Annotated in this window: 14 protein-coding genes; 9 read left to right on the top strand and 5 right to left on the bottom strand. The window is 65.7% G+C overall.

The annotated features are described in order from the left end of the window. Positions 1-33 precede the first annotated feature (33 nt). The gene (locus FNJ84_RS17300; protein WP_143794561.1) at positions 34-504 is read left to right on the top strand and encodes a YbaK/EbsC family protein; all 471 of its coding nucleotides are present in this window, start codon (positions 34-36) and stop codon (positions 502-504) included. Positions 505-579: 75 nt separating this feature from the next. Then, positions 580-1,404, top strand: coding sequence for an aldo/keto reductase (locus FNJ84_RS17305; protein ID WP_143794562.1), 825 nt, complete (start codon positions 580-582; stop codon positions 1,402-1,404). 16 nt (positions 1,405-1,420) lie between these two features. On the opposite strand, the gene FNJ84_RS17310 is transcribed toward FNJ84_RS17305, so the two are convergent. Beyond that, positions 1,421-2,218: an alpha/beta hydrolase gene (locus FNJ84_RS17310; RefSeq protein WP_143794563.1), complete on the bottom strand. Its 798-nt coding sequence runs from the start codon at positions 2,216-2,218 to the stop codon at positions 1,421-1,423. A 60-nt stretch (positions 2,219-2,278) separates the two neighbouring features. On the opposite strand from FNJ84_RS17310, the gene kynU reads away from it, so the two are divergent. The 4 genes from kynU (at position 2,279) to FNJ84_RS17330 (ending at position 8,853) form a co-directional block, all read left to right on the top strand. Next, positions 2,279-3,466 (top strand): kynureninase, encoded by a 1,188-nt coding sequence (gene kynU / locus FNJ84_RS17315; protein WP_143794564.1) that lies wholly within the window; start codon positions 2,279-2,281, stop codon positions 3,464-3,466. Positions 3,467-3,533: 67 nt separating this feature from the next. Further along, a complete protein-coding gene (locus FNJ84_RS17320; protein WP_143794565.1) occupies positions 3,534-4,652 on the top strand; it encodes an efflux RND transporter periplasmic adaptor subunit in 1,119 nt (372 codons plus the stop codon). Next, positions 4,649-5,761, top strand: coding sequence for an efflux RND transporter periplasmic adaptor subunit (locus tag FNJ84_RS17325; RefSeq protein WP_143794566.1), 1,113 nt, complete (start codon positions 4,649-4,651; stop codon positions 5,759-5,761). The genes FNJ84_RS17320 and FNJ84_RS17325 overlap by 4 nt, the downstream gene beginning before the upstream one ends. Beyond that, positions 5,758-8,853, top strand: coding sequence for an efflux RND transporter permease subunit (locus tag FNJ84_RS17330; RefSeq protein ID WP_143794567.1), 3,096 nt, complete (start codon positions 5,758-5,760; stop codon positions 8,851-8,853). The genes FNJ84_RS17325 and FNJ84_RS17330 overlap by 4 nt, the downstream gene beginning before the upstream one ends. Here FNJ84_RS17330 and FNJ84_RS17335 read toward each other — a convergent pair. Both FNJ84_RS17335 and map read right to left on the bottom strand, forming a co-directional pair. Then, the gene (locus FNJ84_RS17335; protein WP_255471272.1) at positions 8,847-9,893 is read right to left on the bottom strand and encodes a TRAP transporter substrate-binding protein; all 1,047 of its coding nucleotides are present in this window, start codon (positions 9,891-9,893) and stop codon (positions 8,847-8,849) included. The two genes, FNJ84_RS17330 and FNJ84_RS17335, sit on opposite strands and share 7 nt — an antisense overlap. 119 nt (positions 9,894-10,012) lie before the next feature. After that, on the bottom strand, positions 10,013-10,816 hold the full coding sequence (map, locus tag FNJ84_RS17340; protein WP_143794568.1) for a type I methionyl aminopeptidase: 804 nt from the start codon (positions 10,814-10,816) through the stop codon (positions 10,013-10,015). Positions 10,817-10,920: 104 nt separating this feature from the next. Here map and FNJ84_RS17345 point away from each other — a divergent pair, with 104 nt between their 5' ends. The 3 genes from FNJ84_RS17345 to FNJ84_RS17355 are packed head-to-tail and all read left to right on the top strand — an operon-like array spanning position 10,921 to position 13,239. Then, positions 10,921-11,661 carry a molybdopterin-binding protein gene (locus tag FNJ84_RS17345; RefSeq protein WP_143794569.1) on the top strand — a complete coding sequence of 247 codons (741 nt, stop codon included), beginning with the start codon at positions 10,921-10,923 and terminating at the stop codon, positions 11,659-11,661. Next, the gene (locus FNJ84_RS17350; RefSeq protein ID WP_143794570.1) at positions 11,661-12,368 is read left to right on the top strand and encodes an N-acetyltransferase; all 708 of its coding nucleotides are present in this window, start codon (positions 11,661-11,663) and stop codon (positions 12,366-12,368) included. Before FNJ84_RS17345 ends, FNJ84_RS17350 begins: the two co-directional genes overlap by 1 nt. Then, entirely contained in the window at positions 12,349-13,239 is an 891-nt protein-coding gene (locus tag FNJ84_RS17355; protein ID WP_143794571.1) for a BadF/BadG/BcrA/BcrD ATPase family protein, read from the top strand. The genes FNJ84_RS17350 and FNJ84_RS17355 overlap by 20 nt, the downstream gene beginning before the upstream one ends. On the opposite strand, the gene kynA is transcribed toward FNJ84_RS17355, so the two are convergent. Together kynA and FNJ84_RS17365 are read right to left on the bottom strand one after the other, a co-directional pair. Beyond that, the gene (gene kynA / locus FNJ84_RS17360; protein WP_143794572.1) at positions 13,236-14,057 is read right to left on the bottom strand and encodes a tryptophan 2,3-dioxygenase; all 822 of its coding nucleotides are present in this window, start codon (positions 14,055-14,057) and stop codon (positions 13,236-13,238) included. The genes FNJ84_RS17355 and kynA overlap by 4 nt on opposite strands. Continuing rightward, positions 14,054-15,673 (bottom strand): AMP-binding protein, encoded by a 1,620-nt coding sequence (locus tag FNJ84_RS17365; RefSeq protein WP_143794573.1) that lies wholly within the window; start codon positions 15,671-15,673, stop codon positions 14,054-14,056. The genes kynA and FNJ84_RS17365 overlap by 4 nt, the downstream gene beginning before the upstream one ends. Between the last annotated feature and the right edge of the window lie 7 nt (positions 15,674-15,680).

Genomic DNA, 15,680 nt, shown 5'->3' on the forward strand with positions numbered 1-15,680 from the left:
CTGTCAAATACTGAAGGTTACAGGAGATCGGACATGAGCAAAAGCTTGGCAAGGGTCAAGGCCGCGCTGGAACAGGCAGGCGAGGCCGCCGAGGTGCTGGAAATGGGCGAAAGCACCCGCACCGCCGAGGATGCCGCACGGGCGGCGGGCTGTTCGGTCGACCAGATCGCCAAGTCGATCATCTTTCGCGGCGAGGAAACCGGCCATGTGGTGCTGTTTCTGACCGCTGGCGGCAATCGCGTCGATCCGGCCAAGGCGGCAGCCGTGGCGGGGCAGCCCTTGGGCAAGGCAGATGCCGGCCTGATCCGCGAGGAAACCGGCTTTGCCATTGGCGGCGTGGCGCCCGTTGGCCATGTAAAGCCCGTGACGGCCTATTTCGATCCCCGGCTTGGCGATTTCGATCAGGTCTGGGCGGCGGCTGGCACGCCGCGTCATATCTTTGCCATTGCGCCCGGCCGGTTGCTGGCCATCACCGGGGCCGAGCCTGCGGATTTCGTTGCATAGGGCGTCGCATTTGTCATTGGGGCGTCCATCACCATCAACACTGTCATCCTGCCGCTGCGCAGAACGGAGGGAAAGATGATCCAGTCCAGACTTACCCTGAACGATGGCACAGTCATGCCGCAGCTGGGCCTTGGCATCTGGCAGGTGCCCGACGCCGACACGCCCGCACTTGTGACCGAGGCGATCCGCATCGGCTATCGGCTGATCGACGGGGCGGCGGCCTATCAGAACGAATCTGGGCTGGGCGAGGGGATCCGCAACTCGGGCCTGTTGCGCGATCAGCTGTTCGTCACCTCGAAACTGTGGAACAGCGATCAGGGGCATGACGCCACCCTGCGCGCCTTTGATGCGACGATGGAACGGCTTGGGCTGGACTATCTGGACCTGTATCTGATCCACTGGCCGGTGCCCTCGGCCGATCTTTATGTCGAAAGCTGGAAGGCGCTGATCCGCCTGCAGGACGAGGGGCGCGTCCGCTCGATCGGGGTCGCGAATTTCCACGAGCCGCATCTGCGCCGGCTGGTCGAGGAAACCGGCATCACCCCGGCCCTGAACCAGATCGAACTGCACCCGACGCTGTCACAGGTGCCTCTGCGCAAGGTCAACCGCGAATTGGGCATCATCACCCAAAGCTGGACGCCTCTGGGGCGCGGCGACTTCGACCTGGCTCAGGTGCGCGCCATTGCCGACCGTCTGGCTTGCACGCCTGCGCAGGTGGTGCTGCGCTGGCATTTGCAGCACGGGCTGTCGGTGATCCCCAAATCCGTGCGGGTCCAGCGCCTGTTCGAGAATTTTCAGGCCCTCGACATCGAACTGACCTCGGATGACATGGCTGCGCTGGATCGGCTGGATCAGGGCCAGCGGACAGGCCCGGATCCTGACAGTTTCGATATGCGCTGATCGGGACGCCCTGCGATCAGCCGGGCTGGCCGGTCAGCGCGCGGGTCAGCGGGCTGTCGGCCAGGGTCAGCGGCGCGATCACGTCGAAATGATGCCGGCCGGGGTCGATGACCAGATCTGTCGCCACGCCCAGGCCCGCCCAGATATCGGCCAGCAATCGCGACTGGCGGATGAACTCGGGCCGCTCGGCGCCGCCGACCCAGGTGATGACCGGGATGCCGGGACGCGGGGTCAGCAGGGCGGGGCTTTCGGCCTGGGCCTCGGCGGCGTCGATGTGCAGCGTGTCGTTCATTGCTGTGCGCATCAGCGGGCGCAGATCGGCCAGCGCCGAGATTGGCAGACAACAGCGCACCCGCGCGGCCACCGCATCGGGCAGGGTGCCGTCCTGACAGATCATCCGCGCCGCCAGATGCCCGCCAGCCGAATGCCCGGTCAGCACGATCGGCCCGCCGATGCGACTGGCGGCTTGCGTGATCTCGCCGGCCACATGGGTGGTGATCTGGGCCAGCCGCACCGTAGGCGTCAGCGGATAGCCGGGCATGGCCACCGCCCAGCCCCGCGCCAGCGGTCCGGCGGCCAGATGCGACCAATAGCTTGGATCGGAATGCAGCCAATAGCCACCATGGATGAACACGGCCAGCCCCTGCGGCGTGCCGGCGGGCAGGAACAGCTGACCCCGGCCCAGTGGCTCGGCGCGGGCGGTTTCGCGAAAGGCTGCGGCCTCGGTCGCGAATTGCTGGGGATAGGTCTCGCCCTTGGGGATATTGGGTGTGTTCGCATAGGCGTCATCCCAGTCAGTCACTTGATACAGCATGGTTTCATCCCCCTTTCGCGCAACAGAACCGGCTGATAGCCTTTGGTCAAGGGGGCCGTCATGACCGATTTCAACCACACTCGCGCCGGGTTTCATCTGCCCGAGGGCGTCACCTATCTGGATGGCAATTCGCTGGGGCCGATGCCCGTTGCGGCGGTGCAGCGGGTGGCCGCGATGATGCGCGACGAATGGGCCGAACAGCTGATCCGCGGCTGGAACAGCGCCGGCTGGTATGTGCAGCCGCGTCACGTGGGTGACCGGATCGCCCGGCTGATCGGCGCGGGCGAGGGGCAGGTGGTGATGGGCGACACCCTGTCGATCAAGGTGTTTCAGGCGCTTAGCGCGGCCCGCGCGCTGCGCCCCGAACGGCGGGTGATCCTGTCGGATGCCGGCAATTTCCCTTCGGATCTTTATGTCGCGGAAGGGCTTGCCCGTGCCGTGGACGCTGAATTGCGCGTGGTCGCGCCCGAGGCCGTGGCCGATGCCATCGGGCCCGATCTTGCGGTGCTGATGCTGACCGAGGTGGATTATCGCACCGGCCGGCGTCACGACATGGCCAGCCTGACCGAAAGGGCACATCAGGCCGGGGCGCTGACGGTTTGGGATCTGGCCCATTCGGCGGGGGCGGTGGATGTCGACCTGCTGGGCGCAGATGCCGATTTCGCCGTGGGCTGCACCTATAAATACCTGAATGGCGGCCCCGGCGCGCCTGCCTTTATCTGGACGCATCCGCGGCTGGCCGATGCCGCGCAGCCGATCCTGCAAGGCTGGATGGGTCATGCCGCGCCCTTTGCCTTTGATCTGGATTATCGCCCCGCCGGCGGGATCGAACGGATGCGCGTGGGCACGCCCCCGGTCATCGCGATGACCGCGCTGGATGCGGCGCTGGACATCTGGGACGGGGTCCAGATGGCCGATCTGCGCGCCCGGTCCATCGAATTGACGCAGCGTTTCATCGCCGGGGTCGAGGCCAACTGCCCGGATGTGGCGCTGAACTCGCCCCGCGATCCATTGCTGCGCGGTTCTCAGGTCAGCTTCCGTCATCCGCAGGCCTATGCGGTGATGCAGGCGTTGATCGCGCAGGGGATCATCGGTGATTTCCGCGCCCCTGACGTCCTGCGTTTTGGATTCGCGCCGCTGTATAACGACGAGCGCGATGTGGATCACGCGGTCGAGGTGCTGGCGCAGCTGCTGCGCGACGGATCCTGGGATCAGCCGCATTTTCATCAGAAGGCTGCGGTGACCTAACGTAAGCCGGGCTTCCCAAGGGATCACAAATCCATCACAACAAATCGATTCTACGGGGAGACCGGCGATGAAAACCCGATGTCTGTCGATTTTTCTGCTGACGCTGGGGGTTGCGGCCTCTGTCGCGCGCGCCGATCAGCCCATATCGGTCCAGTTCGTGCCGGTCCAATCGGCCGAGCTGACCTTTGAAATGTCGCTGACCGGCACATTTGCAGCCAAGGACGCGGTCGATCTGGGCTTTCGCCAGGGTGGTCGCGTGACCGAGGTGCTGGTGGACGAGGGCGACCGCGTGCGTGCCGGGCAGGCGCTGGCCTATACCGATCCGGTGCAGCAGGATCAGGCCCTGTCGGTGGCCGAAGCCAGCCTGTCCTCGGCTCGGGCGACCGAGGCGCAGGCGCGGCAGGCATTCGACCGGGCCGAGGCGATGCTGGAACGTGGCGTGGGCACGCGCGCGGGCCGTGATCAGGCGCAACAGGCGCTGTCACAGGCCGAGGGCGCGGTTCGCCGGGCCCGGTCGCAGGCCGATCAGGCGCGCCGTGCGGTCGAGGATACAGTGCTGCGCGCACCGCAGGATTCGGTGGTGACCGCGCGTGATGTCGATGCCGGCCAGATCGTCGGCGCGGCGCAGGCCGTCATCTCGTTGGCGGTGCTGGGCGGGCTAGAGGCGGTTTTCCAGACCCCCGATGTGCCCAAGCTTGATCGGGCCATGGGCGCCGAGGTTGTTCTGGAGCCGATCGACGTGGATGCGCCCGACCTGATCGGCCGTGTCATCGAGATCGCGCCTCTGGTCGATCCCCAGACCGGGACGGTGACCCTGCGGGTGCGGGTTCAGGAAACGGGGCAGGACGCTGAAATGGATATCGGGCTGCTGGGGGCTGCGGTGCGTGGCACCGTGCATTTTCCGGCCGGTGCGGCCATCGCCGTGCCCTGGACGGCATTGACCCGCGATGGCGATCAGCCGGCGGTCTGGGTCGTGAACGCCGAGGGGCGTGCGGATCTGACCCAGGTGCAGATCGAGCGTTTCGCCAATGGCGAGGTTCTGCTGAAGGGCGGCGTGGCCGAGGGGCAGGTTGTCGTCGGTGCGGGTTCGCAGATGCTGTATCCCGGACGGCCCGTGCTTGATGCCGGGATCGCCCCGGAAACCGTGATGCCAGCGGCCACCATGGCGCCGGAGGCCGAAGAATGATCGCAAGAACCCTGCCGGCTGTGCTGGCCGCCCTCGCCAGCCTTGGGCCGATCACAACCGGGTCTGCTGCGGCCTTCCAGCTGCCTTGGGCCATCGCTGACGAGGCAGCCGCTGCCGGCGCTCCGCGCCCGGTGGTGACCGAAATCGTATCGGACAGCGACATAAAGGCGCGATCCGTGCCAGGCATCGTCGCGGCGCGCAATCAGGTCACATTGGCGTTTCAAACCTTGGGTCGGCTGGTGGCCCGCCATGTCGAGCTGGGCGATGACGTGAAGGCCGGCGAGATTCTGGCGGAACTGGATCCCGATGATCTGGAAGACAATGTCCGTGCCGCCAGCGCCGCGCTGGATGCGGCCGAGGTCCAGCTGTCGACCACTCAGGCCACGGCGGAACGCACACGTGCACTTGCGCAGCGCAACGTTGCCTCGACCGCGCAGCTGGAAAAGGCCGAACAGGCCCTGGCCGCCGCCGCGGCTGCCGTCGAGCAGGCCCGTTCCGAACTGATCCGCGCCCGCGATGCCGAGGGGTTTGCCCAGATGGCCGCACCATTTGACGGGGTGATCAGCTCGGTTCTGGCCAATCCCGGCGCGGTGCTGAATGCGGGCGACGCGGTGGTGCAGCTGTCGGCGCAGGACAGCCGCGAGGCGGTCATCGACCTGCCCGAAGCCGCGCTGTCCGAGATGAAAGACGCGGCCGTCTTTACCGTCTGGCAGGATGATGACCCGGCCACCGAAACCCGTGGCACCATCGACCGGATCGAGCCTCTGGCCGATATGGCGACGCGGACGCGGCGGGTGCATCTGTCGCTGGAACAGGGCAGTCACCTGCGGTTGGGCAGCCTGATCCGGGCGCGTCTGGCCGGTGAAACCGACATCGCCATGACCCTGCCCGAACAGGCGGTGTTCAGCCGCGACGGGCAGGCTCATGTCTGGCGCGTGGCGCGGCAGGGCGATCAGGCCACGGTCGCGGCCGTGCCGGTGACCTTGGGGGCCTCGTTGCAGGGCAGGGTTTTCGTCAATGCCGGGCTGGAACAGGGCGACGAAGTTGTCATTCGCGGGGTGAACTCGCTTAACGAAGGTCAGCAGGTTGGCGAAAGGGTAGAACCATGAGCCGTTTCAACCTGTCGGACTGGGCGCTCAGCCATCGCAGCTTCGTCTGGTATCTGCTGATCGTGTCGATGATCGCCGGGGCGATCAGCTATGCCAATCTGGGGCGCGAGGAAGACCCGAATTTCACCATCAAGACGATGATCATCGGCGCGGCTTTGCCCGGCGCCACCATCGACGAGACGCTGAAACAGGTCACCACCCGGATCGAGACCAAGCTGGAGGAGCTGGATGAACTGAAATTCACCCGTTCCGTCACCACGCCGGGGCAGTCGGTGGTCTATGTCGAGCTGCTGCCGACCATTCGCGGCCCGCAAGTGCCCGAGGTCTGGAAGCGCGTGCGCCAGATGATGTCGGATATCCGCGCGGATTTCCCGCAGGAATTTGCCGGTTTTCAGTTCAATGACAATTTCGGCGATGTCTACGGCAATATCTATGCCTTCACCGCGGACGGCTTCAGCCAGCGTGAATTGCGCGACCGGGTCGAGGCGATCCGCAAGCAGGTCGCGGCGTTGCCGGCCGCCGGCAAGACCGAATTGCTGGGCGATCAGAAAGAGGAAATCTATCTGGAGTTCTCGACCACGCGATTGGCTGCCCTGGGGCTGAACCAGCAACAGGTCATGGCCACGCTGGCCAGCCAGAACGCCATCGCGCCATCGGGGGTGATTCAGGCCGGCGATGAACGGGTGCTGGTCCGTGTGGGCGGGCAGTTCGACGATGCCGAGGCCATTGCCGCCGTCAACCTGCGCGTGGGCGAGCGGTTCTTCAACATGGCCGATGTGGCCACCGTCCGGCGCGGCTATCAGGACCCGCCCGAAAATCTGTTCCGCTATGACGGCCAGCCCGCCATCGGCTTGCAGGTCGGCATGCGCGAGGGCGAGAATATCCTGAAGTTCGGCGAGGAACTGGACGCGCTGATGACCGGCATCGCCGCCGATCTGCCCATCGGCATCGAGATGGCCAAATTCGCCGACCAGCCCCATGTGGTGAAAGAAGCCGTGGGCCATTTCATCACCGCCCTGGCCGAGGCCGTGGCCATCGTGCTGGCCGTCAGCTTTGTCAGCCTTGGCCTGCGCGCCGGGCTGGTGGTGACGCTGACCATTCCGCTGGTTCTGGCCATCACCTTCTTCATCATGGATCTTTACGGCATCACCTTGCAGCGGATCTCGCTTGGCGCCCTGATCATCGCGTTGGGCCTGCTGGTCGATGACGCGATGATCGCCATCGAGACGATGATCTCGCGGCTGGAACTGGGCGAGAACCGCCGGCAGGCGGCCAGCTATGCCTGGACCTCGATCGCCTTCCCGATGCTCAGTGGCACGCTGGTCACCGTTGCGGGTTTCATCCCCATCGGGCTGAACAGCTCGGCGGCAGGCGAGTTCACCTTTTCGCTGTTCGTGGTGATCGCGGTGTCACTGGTCGTCAGCTGGGTTGTGGCGGTGCTGTTCGCGCCGATCCTTGGCGTGACCTTCCTGCCCAGGACAATGCATCACGACGCTGCGAATCCGGGCCTGCTGCGGCGCGCGTTCCGCAGCCTGCTGCTGGTGGCGATGCGGCTGAAATGGCTGACCATCGCGATCACCTTCGCGATTTTCGCGATCTCGGTCTGGGGCATGCGCTTTGTGGAACAGCAGTTCTTCCCCACTTCGGACCGTACCGAAATCATCGTCGATATCGGCGAACGCCAGAACGCATCCATCGCCAAGACCACCACCGATATGGACCTGTTGGAAACCCAGTTGCAGGGGGATCAGGACGCGCTGTTCTGGACCTCATATGTCGGGCGCGGTGCGCCGCGTTTCGTCTTGTCCATGGAAGTGCCGACCGCAGGGCCGCATATGGGCCAGATCGTCATCCAGACCCCTGATCTGGAGGCACGCGACCGTCTGAAAGCCAAGCTGATGGCCTTTGCCGCGACACAGATGATCGGCACCGATGTCTATGTGAAGAACCTGGAAATCGGGCCGCCGGTCGGCAAGCCGGTGCAATATCGCGTCAGCTCGCCCGACATAGACCAGGCGCGGGACGCAGCGCGGGGACTGGCCGCCGTACTGGCGACCGAGCCGCGCCTGCGCGACATTGCGCTGGACTGGAACGAGCCGGCGCGCGTCGTCCGGCTGGTCGTCAACCAGGACAAGGCCCGCCAGATCGGCGTGACCAGCCAGGATATCGCCGTGGCGCTGGCCACGCTGTTCTCGGGCCAGACGGTGACGCAGCTGCGCGATGACATCTTTCTGATCGACATCATCGCGCGCGGCGACGAAGAGGATCGCGGTTCACTGGATTCGATCAGGAACCTGCAATTGTCGACCGGAACCAACGGCCATATCCCGCTGGCCACGCTTGCCACGCTGGAATACGGGACCGAACAGCCGCTGATCATGCAGCGCGACGGGATGCCCACGGTGACGGTCAAGGCTGCTATCAATGGCGCTGAGCAGCCGGCTACGCTGGTCGAGGCGCTGGCGGGCCGGGTTGCCGAATATCAGGCCGGTCTGCCCCGGCAGGTCAAGGTCATCGTCGGCGGCACGGTCGAGACCTCGGGCGAAAGCCAGGAACCGATCGCGGCGGTTGTGCCGGTGATGATCCTGATCATGGCGCTGCTGGTTATGGCGCAGATGCAAAGCTTCCGGCTGTCCTTGATCGTCTTTGCCGCCGCGCCTCTGGGGTTGATCGGGGTCGTCGCGGTGCTGGTGCCCTTTGGCGTGCCGATGGGGTTCGTCGCGATCCTGGGGATTCTGGCGTTGATCGGGATTCTGATCCGCAACTCGATCATCCTTGTCCACGAGGTTCAGGCCTTGCTGGCCAAGGGCTATTCGCGGTGGGATGCGGTTTACCACGCATCCGACAGCCGCGCGCGGCCGATCCTGCTGACGGCGGCGGCGGCATCGCTGGCGCTGATCCCGATTTCACGGCAGGTCTTCTGGGGGCCGATGGCCTTTTCGATGATGGGCGGCATCATCGCCGGCACGCTGGTCACGCTGGTCTTTGTGCCGGCGCTGTATTGCGCGGTCTTTGGCGTCAAGCCACCAAAGGACGGGGACCAGCCGTCACCACCGAAAGAAGCAATCAGCGCCGCGGGGCCGGGTCAATAGGCCCGCGCCCCCGGCAGATCGCGCGTCACCTGAACCGCCGCGCGCGCGTCACTCAGCAGCCCCTGCGCATCCAGCCCTTTCGCGGTCATGTCGGTGGCCCAACCGGCGATCACCTGATCGCCAAGCTCGTGCATCTGCCGGGTTACCTCGGGCGATAGCTGGGTGATGGCATTGCCGGCCTGCTCCATCTGCCTGCGGCCCTCGGCATCGCCAATGTCCAGCGCGCGGCCGGCCCATGCGCTTGTCGCGAAGCCGGAATTGGCGTCGATCACCAGCTTCAGGTCGTCGGGCAGCGCGTCATAGGTCGCCTGATTCATGCCCCAGACCAGAAACAGGTTATAAAAGGACATCTCGCCCGCCACATCCGTATGGGCCGGCGCCAGTTCGTTCAGCTTCAGCGAGGGCGCCAGTTCCCAGGGGATCACGCCGCCGTCCAGAACGCCCTTGGCCAGCGCCTCGGGGAAGGCGGGAACGGGAATGCCGATCGCCGTCGCCCCCAGCTTTTCCAGCAGCAGCGCCGCGGGGCGCGAGGGGCCGCGCAGTTTCAGCCCGCGAAAATCCTCCAGCGCCACCACCGGATCACCGCGCTTGTGGATGATGCCGCGCCCGTGCATCTGCATGGCGATGACCTTGACGCCCTGAAAATCGTCCAGCAGGTGTTTTTGGCCATAGACCCAGGCGGCGCGGCTGGCCTCTTCGGCGGATTTCGTGGTCATGAAGGGCAGTTCCAGCGCCTCGACCTTGGGGAAGCGGCCGGGCTGGTAGCTGGGCGCAAACCAGGCGCCGTCAACCACGCCGTCGCGGACCATGTCGAACAGCTCTTGCGGGGTGCCGCCCAGCTGCATCGAGGGGTAAAGCTCGATCTTGATGCGGCCGCCGCTGTCACGTTCGATCTTTTCGGCCCAGGGCTGCATGAAATTCACCGGGCTGGCCGACATGGGCGATACATAATGCTGAAAGCGCAGCGTCACCTGTTCTGCCTGGGCCGGCAGGGCCGTCAGCAGGGTCAGCGCAAGGGCAAGGGGGCGAAGGATGGGCAAGGGGTGGCTCCTGTCATTCGTCGAACGCGCCGCAGGCGAGGGTGCTGCGGCGCGGCGAAGATAGGAGTTATGCCGTTGATGTCAAAGCGAAAGAATTGAACAGTCGTTCGCTGGCGGGTCTAGCCCAGATCGGGGAAGAATTTGCCGCCGGGCGACAGGGTAAAGATCTCGAACCCGGTCGCGGTGACGCCGATCGAATGTTCGAACTGTGCCGACAGGGATTTGTCGCGGGTCACGGCGGTCCAGTCATCCGCCAGGATCTTGGTGTCGGGCCGGCCCAGATTGATCATCGGCTCGATGGTGAAGAACATGCCTTCCTCCAGCGTCGGGCCTTTGCCGGCGCGGCCGAAATGCAGCACGTTGGGGGGCGCGTGAAACACCCGGCCCAGCCCGTGACCGCAGAAATCGCGCACCACCGACATGCGGTGCTTTTCCGCATGGCTCTGGATCGCCGCGCCGATATCGCCAAAGGTATTGCCGGGCTTCACGGCCTCGATCCCGAACATCAGCGAATCATGGGTGACCTGCATCAGTCGCTGCGCCTTGATCGGCGCGCGGCCGGCGACATACATGCGGCTGCTGTCGCCATACCAGCCGTCGATGATCACGGTGACGTCGATATTCAGGATATCGCCATCGGCCAGCACCTTTTCGCCGGGGATGCCATGGCAGACGACGTGATTCACGCTGATACAGCTGGCATGCTGATAGCCGCGATAGCCGATGGTGGCGCTGACCGCGCCTTCCTGTTCCACACGATTGCGGATAAAATCATCCAGCGCGCCGGTGGTCACGCCCGGCTGGACCATCGGGCCGACCTCGTCCAGGATCTGTGCGGCAAGGGTGCCGGCCTTGTGCATGCCGGCGAAATCCTCGGGCGCGTGGATGCGGATGCCTTCTCGGGTGATACGGCCTTCGTTCATGGGCTTAAACCTTTCGCTTATCGCCTAGATAGCGATGGAAGGCGGCTTGTTCCAGCCCTTCGGCCCGGCGTAAAAGACCTGCGAACCACGCGAAAGGGCCACCGATGCAATCCGACAACCCCACCGCCGCAATTCTGGTGATCGGAGACGAGATCCTGTCGGGCCGCACGCGCGAGGGCAATGCGCATCATCTGGCGCAGGTGCTGAACGCCACCGGCTTTGACCTGCGCGAGATCCGCGTGGTGTCGGATGACCACGATCAGATCGTCGCGGCCGTCCGGGCGTTGGATGGCAACCTTGGCGGTGCCTATGACCTGTTGTTCACCAGCGGCGGCATCGGGCCGACCCATGATGACATCACCGCCGATGCGGTCGCCGCCGCCCATGGCACCACGGTTCAGGTCGATGCACAGGCCCGCGCGCTGTTGCAGGCGCGCTGCGACCGCATGGGGGTGGAGCTGAACGAGAACCGCCTGCGGATGGCGCGCATTCCTGTTGGTGCGACCCTGATCGACAACGCCGTTTCCGCTGCTCCGGGTTTTTCCATCGGTCATACTCATGTGATGGCCGGCGTCCCCGAGGTGTTCCGCGCCATGGTCGACTGGCTGATCCCGAACCTGCCCGGCGGGCGCCCGGTGCAGTCGCTGTCGGTCGAGGTGCGTCGCGGCGAAAGCGACGTGGCCGAGGGGCTGGCCGAGGTCGCCAAGGGTTTCCCCGACCTGTCGCTTGGGTCCTATCCCTTCCGCGACAATGATGTCTGGGGCACGCATCTGGTGGTGCGCGGCCTTGACGCGGCCCGCGTGGCCGAGGGCATGGACGCGCTGAAGCGGCGGTTGTCGCTGTGATGGACGCCGTGCTTGCCCAGGCGTTCGAGACCACCTGGCCCGCCGCAGAATATGCCGATGCCGGCGGCTTTCGTCTTGGCCGGGCGCCGGGCGCAGGTGGCAGGGTCAATTCGGCGCGCCGGGCCGGTGACTGGACGCAGGCGGATCTGGATACCGCCATCGCCATCTTTGGCGACTGGCAGCAGCGGCCGGTCTTTCGGGTTCTTGACGATGATGCCAGCCTGATCGCGGCCTTGGAAAAGCGTGGTTTTCAGCGCAACAATCCCACCGCGATCATGACCTGCCCCATTGCCGCGCTGACCGACCGGCAGGTGCCGCCGGTCACGGCCTTTGCCGTCTGGCCACCGCTGGCCATCCAGCGCGAGATCTGGGCCGCCGGCAATATCAACGCCGCGCGCCAGCAGGTGATGGAACGGGTGCCCGCGCCGCGAACCTCGATTCTTGGCCGGATCAAGGATCGGGCGGCGGGTGCGGGTTTTGTCGCCATTCACGGCGATGTGGCGATGGTCCATGCGATCGAGGTTGCGCCGGACTGGCGCCGCGCGGGCATGGCCGGCTGGATGATGCGGCAGGCGGCGATCTGGGCCGAGGAACAGGCTGCTGCCCGGATCGGGCTTGCCGTCAGCCGCGCCAATGAAGGGGCGGTGGCGCTGTATCGCGGGTTCGGGTTCGACGAGGTTGCCGGCTATGGCTATTACGAAGTCTGACTCCACAGGGTTCGCGCTGGCGCTGGATGGCGGCGGCACCGGCTGCCGGGCAGTGCTGATCGACGCCAGCGGGCGCGAGATCGGCCGGGGGCAGGGCGGACCGGCCAATGTGAACTCGGACCGGCAGGGGGCGCTGGCCGCGATCACGCAGGCCTGCGATCAGGCCTTGGCCGGGCGGGTTGCGCCGGATCAGATTTCAGCGGTGCTGGGGCTTGCGGGGGCCGAGGTGTCGGGCGCGCGGAACTGGCTGGTGCCGCAACTGCCCTTCGCGCGGGTCCAGGTGGTGCAGGATGCGGTCACGGCGATGGTCGGTGCGCTTGACGGTGCCGAAGGGATCGTTGCCGCGCTTGGCACCGGCTCGGTCTATGCGCGGCGCTGGCAGGGGGGCGATCTGGTGGTCGGCGGGCGCGGCCCGATCCTTGGCGATCAGGGCGGCGGCAATTGGCTGGGCCGGCACTTGCTGGCGCGCACGTTGCAGGCGGCGGACGGTTTTTTGCCGATGACGCCGCTGCTGGCCGATATGCTTGCGCAGATGGACGGTGTGGCCGGGATCATCACCTTTGCCGCCACTGCCCGCGCTGCCGAATTTGCCACCCATGCCCGCGCGGTGGTCGAGCGTGCCGATGACCCTGCCGCCGCCGCGATTCTGGCCGATGCCGACAGGATCATTGCGGACAGCATTGACCGGCTGCAACCCGACGCGACCCAGGGCGAGCCCCTGCCGGTGGCCTTCAATGGCGGGCTGGGACGCATCTTTGCCGGCCGCCTTGCCGGGCGCTGGCCAATGGTCGAGGCCAAGGGTAGCCCCTTGGACGGTGCCATCCTGATGGCGCGGGAACTGGCGTCCGGGGCGGCCAGACAGCCGGCTTAAAGATCGGTGCGCAATTCCCACAGATCGGGAAACAGCACCACTTCCAACATCCGGCGCAGATAGCTGACCCCGCCGGTGCCGCCGGTGCCGCGCTTGAAGCCGATGATGCGTTCTACCGTGGTCACATGGTTGAAGCGCCAGCGGCGAAAGTAATCCTCGAAATCGACCAGCTTCTCGGCCAGCTCGTAAAGTTCCCAATATGTCGAGGGGTTGCGATAGACCTCGGCCCATGCCACCCGCGCCTTGGGGTCGGGTTGATGCGGCTGGTCCAGCGCCTCGCGCGGGGGCACGTCAAAGCCCGCCGCCGCCAGCCGCGCAAGGACCGTGTCGTAAAGGGATGGGCGTGCGACCTCTGCCATCAGCGGGACGATCAGTTCGGGGCGGTGTTCATGCGGGCGGATCATCGGCATGTTGCGATTGCCGGCGACGAATTCGATCATCCGGTATTGCTGCGACTGAAAGCCGCTGCTTTCGCCAAGCGAGGGGCGGAACTCGGTATATTCACTGGGCGTCATGGTGCGCAGCACGTCCCATGCGCTGTTCAGCTGCTCCATGATCCGGGCCACGCGGGTCAGCATCTTGAAGGCCGGTTGCAGATCGCCCGAGGCGATGCGGGTGCGGGCGGCGTTCATCTCGTGCAGGGCCAGCTTCATCCACAGCTCGCTGGTCTGGTGCTGGACGATGAACAGCATCTCGTCATGGGCCTGAGACAGCGGATGCTGGGCGTTCAGCAGTGCATCCAGCCCCAGATAGTCGCCATAGGACATGCGGTCCTTGAAGGACATGCGCGCGCCTTCGCTTTCGGGATCATAGCTCATGATTTCAGCCTGAAACGTTGGATCTTGCCGGTCTGCGTCTTGGGCAGCGCATCGGTAAAGATCACGCTGCGCGGGTATTTATAGGGGGCGATCATGGCCTTGCAATGCGCCTGCAAACGCTGGACGGTGGCCTGATCGGGGGCAACGCCGGCTGCCAGCACCACATGCGCCTGCACGATCTGGCCGCGTTCGGCGTCAGCCACGCCAATCACCGCGCATTCGGCCACATCGTCATGGGCCAGCAGCGCGGCCTCGACATCCGGCCCGGCGATATTATAGCCGCCCGACAGGATGATATCGTCGCTGCGCGCGGCAAAGTGGAAGCGCCCGTCCTCATCCTGCCAGAAGGTGTCGCCGGTGATGTTCCAGCCGTTCTGGACATAGTCCCCCTGCCGCGTGTCGTTCAGATAGCGGCAGCCGGTCGGCCCGATCACCGCCAACCGCCCCGGCTCGCCCCGCGCGACCTCGGAACCATCCGCATCGACGATGCGGGCGCGATAGCCGCCGACGGGCCGCCCGGTCGTGCCGGGATGGCTGTCGTCAAAGCGGTTGGTAATGAAGATATGCAAAAGCTCTGTCGAGCCGATCCCGTCCAGCATCGGCTTGCCGGTCTTGGCGCGCCATTCCTCCCAGACCGGGCCGGGCAGGGTTTCGCCCGCACTGACGGCGGCGCGCAGGCTGGAAAGGTCGGCACCTTCCTCCATCGCGCGCAGCATCACGCGATAGGCGGTGGGCGCGGTAAAGCAGATCGTGGCGCGATGGGTCTGGATGATCTCGATCAGGTTCGGCGGCGAGGCGTTTTCCAGCAGCACCGCACTGGCGCCAAAGCGCAGCGGAAACACCGCCAGCCCGCCAAGGCCAAAGGTGAAGGCCAATGGAGGCGAGCCGACGAACACATCATCCGGCGTCACGCCCAGCACCTCTTTCCCGTAACCATCGGCGATGATCAGCAGGTCGCGGTGGAAATGCATGGTCGCCTTGGGCTCGCCCGTCGTGCCGCTGGTGAACCCCAGCAGCGCCACATCGTCGCGGCCGGTGCGCACGGGATCAAACCGCACCGGTTTGGTCAGCGCCGCCCGGTCCAGTTCGGCATCGTGATTGGCGGTGCCGTCAAAGCCCACCACGGTCCGCAGATGGGCCGAGCCCTTGGCCGCCGCGACAAGCTCATCCATCAGCCGGGTGTCACACAGCGCATGCGTCACCTCGGCCTTGTCGATGATCTTGGTCAACTCGCCCGCGCGCAGCATCGGCATGGTATTCACGACCACCGCCCCGGCCTTGGTCGCGGCCAGCCAGCAGGCCACCATCGCCGGGTTGTTCGCGGATCGGATCAGCACCCGGTTCCCCGGCCTGACCCCGTAATCGCTGACCAGCGCATGGGCCAGCCGGTTGGTCCAGTCCGCCAGTTCCTTATAGGTCCGCGCCCGGCCATTGCCGATCAGCGCATTGCGGTCGCCAAAGCCGTGATCGACCATGCGGTCGGTCAGTTCGGCGCCGATATTCAGCCAGTCGGGATAGTCAAACCCGGAAAGGTCGATCTGCGGCCAATCGGCCGGCGCGGGCAGGTTGTCGCGGGCAAAGCTGTCCTGATGCCCGCTTGGTCCCAGATGTTGCATCTTCGCT

This window comes from Paracoccus sp. M683 (assembly GCF_007096355.1).
Lineage (GTDB): Bacteria > Pseudomonadota > Alphaproteobacteria > Rhodobacterales > Rhodobacteraceae > Paracoccus.

Excerpts from the sequence above, each read along its gene's own strand:
- FNJ84_RS17305 (WP_143794562.1), top strand. The coding sequence starts at position 580 with ATGATCCAGTCCAGACTTACCCTGAACGATGGCACAGTCATGCCGCAG.
- map (WP_143794568.1), bottom strand. The coding sequence starts at position 10,816 with ATGAACGAAGGCCGTATCACCCGAGAAGGCATCCGCATCCACGCGCCC.
- kynU (WP_143794564.1), top strand. The coding sequence starts at position 2,279 with ATGACCGATTTCAACCACACTCGCGCCGGGTTTCATCTGCCCGAGGGC.
- FNJ84_RS17350 (WP_143794570.1), top strand. The coding sequence starts at position 11,661 with ATGGACGCCGTGCTTGCCCAGGCGTTCGAGACCACCTGGCCCGCCGCA.
- FNJ84_RS17330 (WP_143794567.1), top strand. The coding sequence starts at position 5,758 with ATGAGCCGTTTCAACCTGTCGGACTGGGCGCTCAGCCATCGCAGCTTC.
- FNJ84_RS17365 (WP_143794573.1), bottom strand. The coding sequence starts at position 15,673 with ATGCAACATCTGGGACCAAGCGGGCATCAGGACAGCTTTGCCCGCGAC.
- FNJ84_RS17320 (WP_143794565.1), top strand. The coding sequence starts at position 3,534 with ATGAAAACCCGATGTCTGTCGATTTTTCTGCTGACGCTGGGGGTTGCG.
- FNJ84_RS17325 (WP_143794566.1), top strand. The coding sequence starts at position 4,649 with ATGATCGCAAGAACCCTGCCGGCTGTGCTGGCCGCCCTCGCCAGCCTT.
- FNJ84_RS17300 (WP_143794561.1), top strand. The coding sequence starts at position 34 with ATGAGCAAAAGCTTGGCAAGGGTCAAGGCCGCGCTGGAACAGGCAGGC.
- FNJ84_RS17355 (WP_143794571.1), top strand. The coding sequence starts at position 12,349 with ATGGCTATTACGAAGTCTGACTCCACAGGGTTCGCGCTGGCGCTGGAT.
- FNJ84_RS17345 (WP_143794569.1), top strand. The coding sequence starts at position 10,921 with ATGCAATCCGACAACCCCACCGCCGCAATTCTGGTGATCGGAGACGAG.
- kynA (WP_143794572.1), bottom strand. The coding sequence starts at position 14,057 with ATGAGCTATGATCCCGAAAGCGAAGGCGCGCGCATGTCCTTCAAGGAC.
- FNJ84_RS17310 (WP_143794563.1), bottom strand. The coding sequence starts at position 2,218 with ATGCTGTATCAAGTGACTGACTGGGATGACGCCTATGCGAACACACCC.